12 protein-coding genes, 4 tRNA genes and 1 riboswitch are annotated in these 14,539 nt (G+C 61.9%); of the genes, 7 read left to right on the top strand and 9 right to left on the bottom strand.

Annotated elements, in window-relative coordinates:
* From AC1Q6I_RS31745 to uvrB, 6 genes are all read right to left on the bottom strand, one after another.
* Nucleotides 1-76, bottom strand: a tRNA-Glu gene (locus AC1Q6I_RS31745).
* A gap of 78 nt (nt 77-154) precedes the next feature.
* Nucleotides 155-230 (bottom strand) — tRNA-Ala (locus AC1Q6I_RS31740).
* 49 nt (nt 231-279) lie between these two features.
* Nucleotides 280-355 (bottom strand) — tRNA-Glu (locus AC1Q6I_RS31735).
* A 78-nt stretch (nt 356-433) separates the two neighbouring features.
* Nucleotides 434-509: transfer RNA gene (locus AC1Q6I_RS31730), tRNA-Ala, on the bottom strand.
* Between the two features lie 147 nt (nt 510-656).
* Nucleotides 657-2,138 (bottom strand): glutamate--tRNA ligase, encoded by a 1,482-nt coding sequence (gltX, locus tag AC1Q6I_RS31725; RefSeq protein ID WP_024076519.1) that lies wholly within the window; start codon nt 2,136-2,138, stop codon nt 657-659.
* A gap of 194 nt (nt 2,139-2,332) precedes the next feature.
* Nucleotides 2,333-4,348 carry an excinuclease ABC subunit UvrB gene (uvrB, locus tag AC1Q6I_RS31720; RefSeq protein ID WP_024076520.1) on the bottom strand — a complete coding sequence of 672 codons (2,016 nt, stop codon included), beginning with the start codon at nt 4,346-4,348 and terminating at the stop codon, nt 2,333-2,335.
* A 344-nt stretch (nt 4,349-4,692) separates the two neighbouring features.
* On the opposite strand from uvrB, the gene AC1Q6I_RS31715 reads away from it, so the two are divergent.
* Together AC1Q6I_RS31715 and AC1Q6I_RS31710 are read left to right on the top strand one after the other, a co-directional pair.
* On the top strand, nt 4,693-5,889 hold the full coding sequence (locus AC1Q6I_RS31715; RefSeq protein ID WP_102624570.1) for an amino acid aminotransferase: 1,197 nt from the start codon (nt 4,693-4,695) through the stop codon (nt 5,887-5,889).
* A 111-nt stretch (nt 5,890-6,000) separates the two neighbouring features.
* The gene (locus AC1Q6I_RS31710) at nt 6,001-6,210 is read left to right on the top strand and encodes a hypothetical protein (RefSeq protein WP_102624569.1); all 210 of its coding nucleotides are present in this window, start codon (nt 6,001-6,003) and stop codon (nt 6,208-6,210) included.
* Nucleotides 6,211-6,291: 81 nt separating this feature from the next.
* Here AC1Q6I_RS31710 and ptrR read toward each other — a convergent pair whose 3' ends face one another.
* Nucleotides 6,292-7,185, bottom strand: coding sequence for a putrescine utilization regulator PtrR (gene ptrR, locus AC1Q6I_RS31705; protein ID WP_102624568.1), 894 nt, complete (start codon nt 7,183-7,185; stop codon nt 6,292-6,294).
* Between the two features lie 103 nt (nt 7,186-7,288).
* On the opposite strand from ptrR, the gene AC1Q6I_RS31700 reads away from it, so the two are divergent.
* Nucleotides 7,289-8,680 carry an aldehyde dehydrogenase family protein gene (locus tag AC1Q6I_RS31700; protein WP_102624567.1) on the top strand — a complete coding sequence of 464 codons (1,392 nt, stop codon included), beginning with the start codon at nt 7,289-7,291 and terminating at the stop codon, nt 8,678-8,680.
* 24 nt (nt 8,681-8,704) lie between these two features.
* Here AC1Q6I_RS31700 and AC1Q6I_RS31695 read toward each other — a convergent pair whose 3' ends face one another.
* Both AC1Q6I_RS31695 and AC1Q6I_RS31690 read right to left on the bottom strand, forming a co-directional pair.
* Nucleotides 8,705-9,010 carry a protealysin inhibitor emfourin gene (locus tag AC1Q6I_RS31695; RefSeq protein ID WP_024076525.1) on the bottom strand — a complete coding sequence of 102 codons (306 nt, stop codon included), beginning with the start codon at nt 9,008-9,010 and terminating at the stop codon, nt 8,705-8,707.
* Between the two features lie 28 nt (nt 9,011-9,038).
* A complete protein-coding gene (locus AC1Q6I_RS31690; protein ID WP_024076526.1) occupies nt 9,039-10,100 on the bottom strand; it encodes a M4 family metallopeptidase in 1,062 nt (353 codons plus the stop codon).
* Between the two features lie 132 nt (nt 10,101-10,232).
* Here AC1Q6I_RS31690 and AC1Q6I_RS31685 point away from each other — a divergent pair, with 132 nt between their 5' ends.
* The 4 genes from AC1Q6I_RS31685 (at nt 10,233) to AC1Q6I_RS31670 (ending at nt 14,326) form a co-directional block, all read left to right on the top strand.
* Entirely contained in the window at nt 10,233-11,162 is a 930-nt protein-coding gene (locus AC1Q6I_RS31685) for a DNA/RNA non-specific endonuclease (RefSeq protein ID WP_024076527.1), read from the top strand.
* Nucleotides 11,163-11,244: 82 nt separating this feature from the next.
* A riboswitch (cobalamin riboswitch) is annotated at nt 11,245-11,439 on the top strand.
* Nucleotides 11,440-11,553: 114 nt separating this feature from the next.
* Nucleotides 11,554-12,564: an ABC transporter substrate-binding protein gene (locus tag AC1Q6I_RS31680; protein WP_024076528.1), complete on the top strand. Its 1,011-nt coding sequence runs from the start codon at nt 11,554-11,556 to the stop codon at nt 12,562-12,564.
* Complete coding sequence (locus AC1Q6I_RS31675) at nt 12,561-13,565, top strand: FecCD family ABC transporter permease (RefSeq protein WP_024076529.1); 1,005 nt, start codon at nt 12,561-12,563, stop codon at nt 13,563-13,565. Before AC1Q6I_RS31680 ends, AC1Q6I_RS31675 begins: the two co-directional genes overlap by 4 nt.
* Entirely contained in the window at nt 13,562-14,326 is a 765-nt protein-coding gene (locus AC1Q6I_RS31670) for an ABC transporter ATP-binding protein (protein WP_102624566.1), read from the top strand. Before AC1Q6I_RS31675 ends, AC1Q6I_RS31670 begins: the two co-directional genes overlap by 4 nt.
* The last annotated feature ends 213 nt before the right edge of the window (nt 14,327-14,539 follow it).

The following is a 14,539-nucleotide window of genomic DNA, read 5'->3' as shown; positions in this document are numbered from 1 at the left end:
TGGCGTCCCCTAGGGGACTCGAACCCCTGTTACCGCCGTGAAAGGGCGGTGTCCTAGGCCACTAGACGAAGGGGACAAAACCTTCTGTACAACTGATCAGCGCTGAGGACTGATCGATCCAAGGACGGTGTGGCCGGACCTTGGACCTGTAAATTGGTGGAGCTAAACGGGATCGAACCGTTGACCTCTTGCATGCCATGCAAGCGCTCTCCCAGCTGAGCTATAGCCCCGATTTTTCGCCTGGCGGCGCAGCAGACCTTTCGAACTGCTTGTTGAAACTGGCGTCCCCTAGGGGACTCGAACCCCTGTTACCGCCGTGAAAGGGCGGTGTCCTAGGCCACTAGACGAAGGGGACAAAACCTTCTGTACAACTGATCAGCGCTGAGGACTGATCGATTCAAGGACGGTGTGGCCAGACCTTGAACCTGTAAATTGGTGGAGCTAAACGGGATCGAACCGTTGACCTCTTGCATGCCATGCAAGCGCTCTCCCAGCTGAGCTATAGCCCCTCATCGGTGAGGACGGGGCGAATCTTAATGGCGCTTTAGAAAGGTGTCAAATTTATTTTCAACAATTTCTAAAAATTTTTGCCGGGATAACAATCACTTACCAGACAAACCCCGGAAAACCGGGGTTTGGCCGCTACAGCAGCTGACTCAGGCGATAGCGCCCAGCAGCTTTTCCCATTCCTTGTTTTCTTTCTTCGACACACCGCCAAGCAAATCAAGGGCTTGGCGTAGACGGAAACGCGTCAGGTCCGGGCCAAGAATTTCCATCGCATCAAGCACCGACACCGAACTGGCCTGGCCGGTGATCGCGGCGAACATCAGCGGCATGGCGTCGCGCAATTTCAGTTCGAGGGATTCAACCACCGCCTGGATCGTCGCGGTAATCGCCTCCTTCTCCCACTGGCGCAGGCTTTCGAGCTTCCACAGGATCAACTGCATCAACTGGCGAACCTGGTCACCGGAAAGCTTCTTGGATTCAAACAGCTTGGCATCCGGGCTCACGCCACCGGCAAAGAAGAAGCTGGCCAACGGTGCGACCTGGCTGAATGTCTCCACCCTGCCCTGCACCAGCGGTGCGATCTTCATCATGTATTCGGGGTTCAACGCCCACTGCTGCACGCGGCTGGCGAACTCTTCCACCGGCAGGTCACGCAGCCACTGGCCATTGAGCCACGACAATTTCTCGATATCGAAGATCGGCCCGCCCAGCGAAACGCGGGACAGGTCGAAGTTGTCGACCATTTCCTGCAACGAGAACTTCTCGCGCTCGTCCGGCATCGACCAACCCATGCGGCCCAGGTAGTTGAGCATGGCTTCGGGCATAAAGCCCATGCGCTCGTAGAACGTCACCGAGGTGGGGTTCTTGCGCTTGGACAGCTTGCTCTTGTCCGGGTTACGCAGCAGCGGCATGTAGCACAGCTGCGGTTGTTCCCAGCCGAAGTATTCGTAGAGCAGGATCAACTTCGGCGCCGACGGCAGCCATTCCTCACCGCGCAGCACGTGGGTGATACCCATCAGGTGGTCATCGACAACGTTGGCCAGGAAGTACGTCGGCAAGCCGTCGGTCTTCATCAGCACTTGCATGTCCATGCGGTCCCACGGGATCTCGACGTCACCGCGCAACATGTCCGGCACCACGCACACGCCTTCGCTCGGCACCTTCATGCGAATCACATGGGGCTCGCCAGCCGCCAGGCGCCGGGCCACTTCTTCTTTCGACAACAACAGCGCACGGCCGTCGTAACGTGGCGTTTCACCGCGCGCCTGCTGCTCGGCGCGCATCTGATCGAGCTCTTCGGCGGTGCAGAAACAAGGGAACGCATGGCCCATGTCGACCAATTGCTGGGTGTACTGCTTGTAGATGTCGCTGCGCTCGCTCTGACGGTACGGGCCATGCGGGCCGCCGACGTCCGGGCCTTCTGACCAGGTAATGCCCAACCAGCGCAGGGCATCGAAAATCTGCTGTTCCGACTCACGGGTCGAACGCAGTTGATCGGTGTCTTCGATCCGCAGGATGAATTCACCGCCATGCTGCTTGGCAAAGCAGTAGTTGAACAAGGCGATGTAGGCAGTACCGACGTGGGGATCCCCAGTAGGCGATGGCGCGATGCGCGTGCGGACGGTGGTCATGGCAGGTCTCGAATGGGCGATATAACTGAAAATTGAAACAAGGGGCGAATGGTAACAGCCTGGGTGATTTCTGGAAAACCGAGGCGCGGCCATCGGGGGCAAGCCCCCTCCCACACCGGACCGGTTCTCAGCATGAGAATGCAGTCAAATGTGGGAGGGGCTTGCCCCGATGAGGCCGGTTGAGTCAGCGCAAATCAGACCGTCAGCAACCGCTCACGCAACTTGCCGATCTCATCGCGCGTCTGCGCCGCTGCCTCGAACTCCAGATCCCGCGCCAGCTGGTACATCTTCTCTTCCAGCTGGCGAATCCGCTTGGTGATCTCGCTCGGCGAGCGCAGTTCGTTTTCGTACTTGGCGCTTTCCTCGGCAGCCTTGGCCATGCCCTTGCGCTTTTTGCTGCGCGAGCCAGGCACGGTAGCACCTTCCATGATGTCGGCGACGTCCTTGAACACGCCCTTGGGCGTAATGCCGTTGGCCAGGTTAAAGGCGATCTGCTTGTCGCGGCGGCGCTCGGTCTCGCCGATCGCCCGCTCCATGGAGCCGGTAATACGATCGGCATAGAGAATCGCCCGACCATTGAGGTTACGCGCCGCACGGCCGATGGTCTGGATCAGCGAACGCTCGGAGCGCAGGAAGCCCTCCTTGTCCGCATCCAGGATCGCCACCAGCGACACCTCGGGCATATCCAGGCCCTCACGCAGCAGGTTGATCCCCACCAATACATCGAAGGTGCCCAGGCGCAGGTCGCGGATGATCTCCACGCGCTCCACGGTGTCGATGTCCGAGTGCAGGTAACGCACCCGTACGCCGTGGTCGGCCAGGTAGTCGGTCAAGTCTTCGGACATGCGCTTGGTCAGCGTGGTGACCAGCACCCGCTCTTCCAGGGCCACGCGCTTGGTGATTTCCGAGAGCAGATCGTCAACCTGGGTCAACGCCGGGCGGATTTCGATCTGTGGGTCCACCAGGCCTGTCGGGCGCACCAGTTGCTCGATCACGCGGCCGGCATGCTCGGCCTCGTAGTTCCCCGGTGTCGCCGACACGAAAATGGTCTGGGGGCTGATACTTTCCCATTCATCGAAGCGCATCGGCCGGTTATCCAGCGCCGACGGCAGGCGGAAACCGTATTCCACCAAGGTTTCCTTGCGCGAGCGGTCGCCCTTATACATGGCGCCCACTTGCGGCACGCTGACGTGGGATTCGTCGATCACCAGCAGCGCATCGGGCGGCAGGTAGTCGTAGAGGGTCGGCGGCGGCGCCCCGGATTCGCGGCCCGAGAGGTAGCGCGAGTAGTTTTCGATGCCGTTGCAGTAGCCCAACTCGAGGATCATCTCCAGGTCGAAGCGGGTGCGCTGTTCAAGGCGCTGGGCTTCCACCAGCTTATTGTTGGCGCGCAGGTACTCAAGGCGCTCGGCCAACTCGACCTTGATGCCCTCGATGGCGCCCATCAACGTCTCGCGCGGGGTCACATAGTGGCTTTTCGGATAAAAGGTGAAGCGCGGCAGTTTGCGGATCACCTCGCCGGTCAACGGGTCGAACGCCGACAGGCTCTCGACTTCATCGTCAAACAGCTCGATGCGGATCGCTTCCAGGTCGGATTCGGCCGGGTAGATGTCGATCACATCGCCGCGCACGCGAAAGGTGGCGCGGGCAAAGTCCATGTCGTTGCGTGTGTATTGCAGGCTCGTCAGGCGACGCAGCAGTTCACGCTGGTCAAGTTTGTCACCGCGATCGACGTGCAGCACCATCTTCAAGTAGGTTTCCGGGCTGCCCAGGCCGTAGATGCACGACACCGTGGTAACGATGATCGCGTCCTTGCGCTCCAGCAGCGCCTTGGTCGCCGACAACCGCATCTGCTCGATATGGTCGTTGATCGACGCATCCTTCTCGATAAAGGTATCGGAGGACGGCACGTAGGCTTCGGGCTGGTAGTAGTCGTAATAGGAAACGAAGTACTCCACCGCGTTGTTCGGGAAGAACGCCTTGAACTCGCCATACAGTTGCGCGGCCAGGGTCTTGTTCGGCGCCAGCACCAAGGTCGGGCGGTTCACCTGCGCGATCACGTTGGCAATGCTGAAGGTCTTGCCCGAACCGGTCACCCCGAGCAGCGTCTGGTGCGCCAGGCCGGCCTCGATGCCTTCGACCATCAAGCGAATCGCTTCGGGCTGGTCGCCGGCGGGTTCAAAGCGGGTGACGAGCTGGAAATCCGACATAACGTACCTCTTTCAAGTCACCCCAGGCTGACAACCGCCGAGGACGAAATAGCTCAGCAACCCGCGAATTCTCATCGCAGGTTGCAGGAAAAAACCATGATAGCTGTAGAAGTGGTGGCGAATGTGATGGGTTTCAAGGTAATCGTCCTACATGGCCTTTCCCCCCAATGTTGCAATAAGACTAACGGTCGGCAAATAAACCGAAAAACTTGGCCGAAAAGCCGTTTCGGCTGTCGCCCTCAGGCGTGATGGCCTCTATACTAGCTCCCCGTTTGTGCACCGCTCTAGTGCATTCGGCTGGAGCGCGACACGTCCCTCCTTTCCCCCATAGAGCTGCCGCAAAAATGAGCCTGTTCTCCGCTGTCGAAATGGCACCACGCGATCCTATCCTGGGCCTCAACGAAGCATTCAACGCCGATACACGAACCACCAAGGTCAACCTTGGCGTGGGCGTTTACTGCAACGAGGAGGGGAAGATTCCACTCCTGCGTGCCGTTGCCGAAGCGGAAGCCATTCGCGTGGCGCAACACGCTGCCCGTGGCTACTTGCCGATCGACGGCATCGTGGCCTACGACCAGGCCGTGCAAAAACTGCTGTTTGGCGCTGAGTCGCCACTGCTGGGCGCCGGCCGCGTCATCACCGCGCAAGCCGTCGGCGGTACCGGTGCCCTGAGAATCGGCGCCGACTTCCTCAAGCAACTGCTGCCCAATGCCGTGGTTGCCATCAGCGACCCCAGCTGGGAAAACCACCAGGCACTGTTCGAAAAAGCCGGTTTCCCGGTGCAGACCTACCGCTACTACGACGCCGCCACCCACGACGTGAACCGTGCCGGCCTGCTCGAAGACCTCAACGCCCTGCCGCCGCAGTCCATCGTGGTGCTGCACGCCTGCTGCCACAACCCGACCGGCGTCGACCTGAGCCCGGCTGACTGGCAGCAAGTGCTGGACGTGGTCAAGGCCAAGAACCTGGTGCCGTTCCTCGATATGGCTTACCAGGGCTTTGGCGACGGCATCCACGAAGACGCCGCTGCCGTGCGCCTGTTCGCGGAATCCGGCCTGACCTTCTTTGTCTCCAGCTCGTTCTCCAAGTCGTTCTCCCTGTATGGCGAACGCGTGGGCGCACTGTCGATCGTCAGCGAGTCCAAGGAAGAAAGCGCGCGCATCCTGTCCCAGGTCAAGCGCGTGATCCGCACCAACTACTCCAACCCGCCGACCCACGGCGCAGCGATCGTGGCGGCGGTGCTGAACAACCCTGAACTGCGTGCCCAGTGGGAAGCCGAGCTGGCCGAAATGCGCCTGCGCATCCGTGGCATGCGTGAGCAAATGGTGGCCGAGCTGGCCAAGGCTGCTCCGGGCCACGACTTCAGCTTCGTCGGCCGCCAGCGTGGGATGTTCTCCTACTCGGGCCTGACCGTGGAGCAAGTCACCCGCTTGCGCACCGAGTTTGGTATTTACGCGCTGGACACCGGGCGTATCTGTGTGGCGGCGTTGAACCAGTCGAACATCGGTGCGGTAACAAAGGCGATTGTTCAGGTTCTATAAGCCTGACGGCGTTATACGAAGGGAAGCCGTGGCTTCCCTTTTTAATGCCTGTCGGAAAATACCCTGCTCCCCTAGACTGAGCACCGATTGCCCTTTTGCTGTGAGAGCCCTATGAAAAACGACGACCTGAACCTGCACGCCGATCCCGACGACCAGGAGTACTTCGCTCCGCGCGCGCCGCAAGCCAATCGCCAGAAAAGCCTGGTGCTGCAAGTGGCGCTGGGAGTGTTCCTGGGTGGCCTGGCGTTGTGGCTTGTGCAGTTGGGCGCGACGGCACTAATGGCGAAACTGGCCCTGGGCACCCTGCAATTCGGCGGCTGAACACGACCCGCAGTAGTAGGAGCGAGCTTGCTCGCGAAAAACGCAGGGACACCGCGTTTATCCAGAATGCCCGCGTTATCGTTAACAACCTTCGCGAGCAAGCTCGCGCCTACAGTGGCCGCGCTCCTCCAGCAACTTCACAAAACTGTTCAAACTCTGCGACACCGTGCCCCGTCGCCAGATCAGCCAGGTGTGCAACAGGCGGAAACTGTCCGTCAGCGGCCACACGCTCACCGTGGTAAACCCCGGCATGCTTTCCAGCATGCTGCGCGGCATCAGCGCCAGGCCGGCCCCGGCACTGACGCAGGCGAGCATGCCGTGGTAGGACTCCATCTCGAAGATGCGGCCCGGCACCGCGCCATCCTGTGAGAACCACCGCTCGAAATGGTGCCGGTAGGAACAGTTGGAGCGAAAGGTATAGATACTTTCCCCGTTCACATCCTGCCCGCGGGTGATCGGCGCATGGTGCAACGGCGCAATCACCACCATCTCTTCCTCGAACACCGCCACGCCTTCCAGGGTGGCATGCAATACCGGCCCATCCACAAACGCCGCCGCCAGGCGTCCCGACAACACGCCTTCGATCATCGTCCCGGACGGCCCGGTGCTCAGGTCCAGCTCGACCTTGGCGTGCTTCTGGTTGTACGCCGCCAGTAACGCCGGAATGCGCACCGCGGCCGTGCTCTCCAGCGAACCGAGGGCAAATGCCCCCTGGGGCTCCTCCCCCGCCACCGTCGCGCGGGCTTCCTGCACCAGGTCAAGAATGCGCCGCGCATAGCCAAGGAAGTTCCACCCGGCTGGCGACAGGCGCAGGCGGCTTTTCTCGCGGATGAATAATTCCACGCCCAGATCCTGCTCCAGTTGCTTGATGCGCGTGGTCAGGTTCGACGGCACCCGATGAATCAACTGCGCCGCGGCACTGATGCTGCCTTGCTCGGCAACGGCCTTGAAGATTTCCAGCTGCACCAGATCCAAATCATTCTCCAATCGTGAATGTATTGCTCAATATTATTCAGTTTCCAGAAAAGATGCAGCCCCGTAGGCTGACCCCAATCCACTCATTCAGCCGGACGGTGCCATGAACGCTATCACCCACCAGACCCACGCCCTGTCGATCAACCCCACTACCGGGGCGACGGTCGGCAGCTACCCCTACGAAACCGAAGCCCAGTTGGACGCCGCCCTCAACCGTGCCACCCACGCCTTCCGCACCTGGCGCCGCCAGCCGGTCAGCGAGCGCTCGGCCCTGTTGCTGGCCCTGGCCGGTGCCCTGCGTGATCAAGCCGAAGAGATGGCACAGATGATCACCTTGGAAATGGGCAAACCCATCGTCCAGGCCCGTGCCGAAATCGAGAAATGCGCCCAGCTCAGCGAGTGGTACGCCGCCCACGGCCCGGCCATGCTCGCCCCGGAACCGACCCTGGTAGACAACGGCACCGCCCATATCGAATACCGCCCGCTGGGCCCGATCCTGGCCGTGATGCCGTGGAACTTCCCGGTGTGGCAAGTCCTGCGCGGCGCGGTGCCGACGCTGCTCGCCGGCAACACCTACGTGCTCAAACACGCGCCGAATGTCATGGGCAGCGCCTACCTGATGAAAGCCGCGTTCGACAAAGCCGGCTTCGCCGAAGGCTTGTTCGAAGTGCTCAATGTGACCCAGGAAGGCGTGTCAAAAGCCATCGCCGACCCGCGCATCGCCGCCGTCACCCTCACCGGCAGCGTGCGTGCCGGCATGGCCATCGGCTCCCATGCCGGTGCCGCGCTGAAGAAATGCGTACTGGAATTGGGCGGTTCCGACCCGTTCATCGTGCTCAACGATGCCGACCTCGATGCCGCCGTCCAGGCCGCCGTGATCGGCCGCTTCCAGAACAGCGGCCAAGTCTGCGCCGCGGCCAAGCGCCTGATCGTCGAAGCGGGTGTGGTGGAGGCCTTCACCGCCAAGTTTGTCGAAGCCAGCCGTGCCCTGGTGATGGGCGACCCGACCTCGACCGCCACCTACGTCGGCCCCATGGCCCGCTTCGACCTGCGCGACGAACTGCACGCCCAGGTCCAGGCGACCCTGGCGCAAGGCGCGACCCTACTGCTGGGCGGCGACAAAGTAGCCGGCGCCGGCAACTACTACGCGCCGACCGTACTGGCCGACGTCACCGACCAGATGACCTCGTTCAAAGAGGAACTGTTCGGCCCCGTGGCCTCGATCATCACCGCCCGCGACGCCGACCATGCCGTGGCCCTGGCCAATGACAGCGAGTTCGGCCTCACCGCGAGCATCTTCACCAGGGATCCAGCCAAGGCCCGCGACATTGCGAACCAGCTGGAAACCGGCGGGATCTTCGTGAATGCTTTCAGCGTCTCCGACCCTCGGGTGGCGTTTGGTGGCGTGAAGAAGAGCGGCTTCGGTCGCGAGTTGTCGCACTTTGGCGTGCGCGAGTTCTGCAACGCGCAGACCGTTTGGCTGGATCGCAAGTAAGTTCGGGCAGGCCCTGAACCTGCCTCAACAGCGAATATGCCGCCGCACACACTGCACCAGCCCATCCAGCGCCTGCGACTTCACCGGCGCCAGCACGCAGACCGTGTGCTCACGCTCGCCTTCCGTCACGGTCAACGTGTAATGCACCTGGCTTGGGTTGCCGGGTTCTGGCGCGGTGCTTTGCGGCAACTCAAAGAAGTTTGACGCCTCGATCAGTTGCCGCAATTCCTGCTGGTCCGGCTCGGGCAGCGTGTCCAGCTGCACCGTACGAGGTTTGGCCAGCCCCGGAAAAAACGCCGGCCCGCCGTTTTCCTTGATCGAAATTTGCATGGCTGCTCCTCACCGCACAGGCGGTTTGTCACACATGAATGCCAACCGCTTTCCAGCCCTCCTTGACCGCCTTCTGCTCATCCTTGTTCGCGCCATACAGTCGACCGGCGATATCGTAGGTAATCCGCGCGAAGCGCAGGAACCCTGAGTTCGGCCGCAAGCGTGCATCGCGCAATGCGTCATACCAGATCCGCCCCGCACGTTCCCAGGCAAACCCACCCAGCTTCGTGGCCACCTGATAGAACGCATGGTTGGGAATGCCAGAATTGATATGCACCCCGCCATTGTCCTCGTAAGTCTGTACGAAATCATCCATATGCCCCGGTTGTGGATCCTTGCCCAGCAACTTGTCGTCAAAGGCAGTACCGGGTGCTTTCATCGAGCGCAGCGCAATGCCTTTGATCTTGTCGGTAAACAACCCTTTGCCGATCAACCAATCGGCATCTTGCGCCTTCTGCTGCAACGAGTACTGTTTGATCAGCGAGCCAAACACATCCGACAACGACTCGTTCAAGGCGCCGGATTGATTGAAATACATCAGCTTGGCTTCATCCTCGGTCACGCCGTGGGCCAATTCATGGCCAATCACATCAAGCGCGATCGTGAACCGGTTGAATAATTGCTGATCGCCATCACCAAACACCATCTGGGTCGAGTTCCAGAACGCATTGTTGTAGTTCTGGCCAAAATGCACGGTCGCGTCCAGCGCCATACCGGCATCGTCGATGGAGTTGCGGTCGAAGACCTGGTCAAAAAAATCGAACGTGGCGCCCAAACCGTCATAAGCTTCGTCTACGGCCGCATCGCCGCTGGCGGGCTGCCCTTCGCCGCGGATCAGCTTGCCTGGCAGGCTATCCGTGCCCTCGGCGCCGTAGATCGAACGCCGTTTGCCGGCGCCCATGGCCAAGGCCATACGGGCCGGGCCATGAGCGGGCTCGGCGACCATGCGCAACGAGCGGAACGTGCTGTCCTTGGCGCGGGTACGTAGCGCGACGTCCCGTTGCGTTTTATTACCGTTACGCGCGATCTGGTCGAGGATGTAAGGCGGGATCAGGCAGAAAATCGCCTGGCGCGGGTGGCGAACACACATGGGCTGGCTCCTTTTGGCGGGTAATGAACGTCCGGGTCACCGGTTCAGGATAGCCCTGCTGCGGGCACCTGGCCCTAATTGTCATGAACCTGTGTTGCAGTCGTGTTTACCCAAGACTGCGAGGAACTCGCGATGCCAGCACGCAAAGCCAAAATTGACCTGACCCACCGCCCCCGGCTCGTCGATCTACGCCCGTTGATCCCGGCCACCCCCAGCCTGATGGAAGCCAGGGCGGCGACGCCCCGTGTGACGCCCGCCAAGGATCTGCAGGACCGGCGTGGCTACGCACCCGACTTTCTCAGCGGCTTCGCCGTGCCGTGGCCCACGGTGGATGAGGCATTGGCAACTGACGTCCAGCCGCTGCGCCTGGACTACACGCATTTCTCGGTGACCCTGTCACGTTCCCGACGGATGGCGCTCTATGTGGGCGTGAATATCGACGGCGGACAGGCGGTGGATATCGTTCGCAGCAACGACACCTGGGCCTACGACGGCCGCCTGCCCATCAGCGCGCAGATCGGCGACGAGCTCTACACCAACAACGGCCTGGATCGCGGCCACCTGGTGCGACGACAGGATCCCAACTGGGGCGACGAGGCCAACACCGCCAACCTCGACACGTTCCATTTCACCAATTGCTCGCCGCAGATGAGCGGGTTCAACCAGAAGACCTGGCTGGAGCTCGAAGACTACATTCTCGACAACACACAACGCTGGAAGGCCCGGGCCACGGTGTTTACCGGCCCGGTGTTGGCCGATGACGACCGTGTCTACCGCGGCGTGAAAATCCCCAAGGCATTCTGGAAAGTGGTGGCCTACCTCGGCGACGACGGCAAGCCCTCTGCCAGCGCCTACATGATCGACCAGAGCCGTGAACTCGGTCAGCTTGATCTGGTATTTGGCCAACTGCGGACCTACCGGCGCAGTGTGATCCAGATCGAGCAATTGACCGGCATCCGTTTCGCCAACCTGGCCGACTACGACGGTTTCAGCAATGAAGAGCGCGCCACGGGGACGCGAATTGAAGCACTGATCCGCGGCCCTGAAGATATACGCCTCTGACCGGTTACCGCGGCTTTATGTGGGCGCGAGCCTATACGCGCCTACAGAAAGCCGCCATTCGGTTCCCCCTCCCCAGCCCAATCGACTACCATACCGCGCCGGTTCCCAAACGGGACTAATAGGGAATCCGAAGCGCGGTACCCCCGCGTCAATCGGAACTGCCCCCGCAACTGTAGATGCCGAGCCTGCTCCTCAACGCCACTGGATACCCTCCGGGAAGGCTGGAGCCGGGTGAAGACGCATCAGTCAGGAGACCTGCCGGCCCAGTAAAACCACTAACCGGCGGGGTGTCCGGGAAGGACATCCTTGGCTGCCTCCACCGCAGCGTCCGAGGGCGTATTTCCGAACCGTACCTCCCCAGTTCCACGTACGGCTCCCAGGAGATTGCCCCATGCTGCCACGCGTTACCGCCTTGCTCACCGGCCTGGGCTTCTGTGCCCTGGCCCAGGCGACGCCCACCCACTACCCGCTGACGCTGGAGAACTGCGGCAGCACCCTGACCTTTCAGCAAGCGCCCGCCCGCAGCGTAACCATTGGCCAGGCGGCGACCGAAATGCTCTACGCCCTGGGTGTGGGCAACACAGTGGTCGGCACGGCGTTGTGGTTCAACAACGTGTTGCCGCAGTTCAAGGCACAGAACGACACCATCGAGCGCCTGGCCAACAATGAGCCAAGCTTCGAAGCGGTCATTGCCAAGCGCCCGCAACTGGTGGCCGCCGAGTTGGAATGGGTGGTTGGCCCACAAGGCGTGGTCGGCACCCGCGAGCAGTTTCATGAATTGAAGATCCCCACCTACCTGCTGCCCTCCGACTGCGAAGGCAAGAACAACCTGGTGGGCGCCGACGGCACACGCCTGGAGCCGTTCCGCATCGACACCATTTATAAAAGCATCAGCCAACTGGCCGAGATTTTCGACGTGCCGGACCGCGGCCAGCAACTGAACGAGGCGCTCAAGGCGCGCCTGGCCAAGTCCGTCGCCACCGCCCGCAACAAGGGCCTCAAGCAGGCCAGTGCGCTGGTGTGGTTCTCCAGCGCCGAAATGGCCAGCGATCCCTATGTGGCCGGCCACAAGGGTGTCCCCGAATTCATGCTGCAAACCCTCGGCTTGCACAACGTGGTGCAGTCCGATGAAGAGTGGCCCGCCGTCGGCTGGGAAACCCTCGCCAAAGCCAACCCCACCTTCCTGGTGATCGCGCGCATGGACCGCCGCCGCTACCCGGCCGACAACTACGAACAGAAACTGGCCTTCCTGCGCAGCGACCCGGTGACACGCAACATGGACGCGGTGAAACACAACCGCATCATCATCCTTGACGCCATGGCCCTACAGGCCAGCGTGCGTACTTTCGATGGGCTCGACCAACTGGCGAGCGCCATCGACAGCTACGACCTGCCCAAATGAGCAGAACGCTTCTCGCCCTGGCGCTGCTGTTGATCGCCATACTGGCCGGCGTAGCCATCGGCGAAACCGCCATCGAGCCGCAGGTAGTGCTCCAGGTGTTGGCCAATAAACTGTGGGCCGCTGGCTACGCGCTGGACCCTATCGACGAAGGCGTGGTGTGGAACTATCGCCTCACTCGCACGCTGGTCGCCGCCGCCTGCGGTGCGGGGCTGGCCACATGCGGGGTGATTCTGCAGTCGTTGTTGCGCAACCCCTTGGCCGATCCCTACCTGCTTGGCATCAGCGCCGGTGCCTCGACCGGCGCGGTGCTGGTGGTGCTGATGGGGGTCGGCGGTGGCTTGATCTCGCTGTCCGCCGGCGCCTTTGCCGGGGCGATGGCGGCGTTTGCGCTGGTGATTTTGCTCGCCCGGGCCAGCGGGTCGTCGAGCGGCACCGGCCAGATCATCCTGGCAGGCATCGCCGGTTCGCAGCTGTTCAACGCGCTGACCGCGTTCCTGATCACCAAGTCCGCCAGCTCCGAACAGGCGCGCGGCATCCTGTTCTGGTTGCTGGGTAATCTCAGCGGCGTGCGTTGGTCGTCGGTGTGGCTGGCGGTACCGGTGGCCGTCGCGGGGTTGGCGGTGTGCCTGTGGCACCGCCGCGCACTGGATGCATTCACCTTCGGCAGCGACTCGGCGGCGTCCCTCGGCATCCCGGTGCGCCGCGTGCAATTTGTGCTGGTGGGCTGCGCGGCGTTGGTCACCGCGGTGATGGTGTCGATTGTCGGCTCCATTGGTTTTGTCGGCCTGGTCATCCCTCACGCCGCACGCCTGTTGCTCGGTACCGGGCACTCACGCCTGCTGCCGGCCAGCGCCTTGGGAGGCGCGTTGTTTTTGATTACAGCCGATGTGCTGTCACGCACCTTGATCAAGGGCCAGGTCATTCCGGTGGGCGTGGTCACCGCACTCGTCGGCGCGCCGGTATTTGCGCTGATCCTGATCGGCCGGAGGAATGCGCGATGACGGTGCTGAGCTGCACGGCCCTGGGCTTCAAGGTGCGAGAGGCCCAGTTGCTGCGCGATATTCACCTGCAAGTCCAGTCGGGGGAAACCTTGGGTATCGTCGGGCCGAACGGCTCCGGCAAATCGACCCTGCTCAAACTGCTCGCCGGCTTGCGCGCACCGGCCAGCGGCGAGGTGCACCTGGGCGGTGAGCGTTTGGGCGAACTGTCCCGCCGCGCCATCGCACAACGCCTGGCAGTGGTGGAACAACAGGCCGACACCGACGATGCCATCCGCGTATTCGACGCCGTGGCACTGGGGCGCACACCGTGGTTGTCGGCGCTGAGCCCGTGGTCCAGCGAAGACGATCGCATCGTGCGCCAGGCCCTGCACGACGTCGACGCCACCCACCTGAGCCAACGCGCCTGGCGCAGCCTCTCCGGCGGTGAGCGCCAACGCGTGCACATCGCCCGCGCCCTGGCGCAACGGCCACAGATCCTGTTGCTGGATGAGCCGACCAATCACCTGGACATCCAGCATCAACTGACGATCTTGAAAGGCGTGCAGGCGTTACCCGTCACCACCTTGATCGCCCTGCACGACCTCAACCAGGCACTGACCTGTGACCGCCTGGCCGTGCTGGATCATGGGCGATTGGTGGCACTGGGCAAACCGCTGGAGGTGCTGACGCCGCAACGCTTGCAGGAAACCTTCGGCGTGCAGGCGCATTACCTGACAGACCCGTTCGACGGCGCGCAGATACTGCGGTTGCGCTCGAACTGAGATTTAACAACGCGGCCCAACAGGGTCATCGGGGGCGAGCCCTAATGCCAGTCAGTCAAGGAGAAAAACGGTAACTCTGGAGAGCGGGCTAATTGTGGAAAGCGGGCTTGTTGTGGCGAGCCCGCTTCGTTTTCCTCCTTGACTGACTGGCATTAGGGCAAGGCCCGTCATACGAAAGCCCATGATGGGTACCTCTTGAAGCAAGGACCCATC

The organism is Pseudomonas sp. MPR-R2A5 (assembly GCF_058793055.1).
This window is presented reverse-complemented; position numbering and strand designations above follow the sequence as displayed.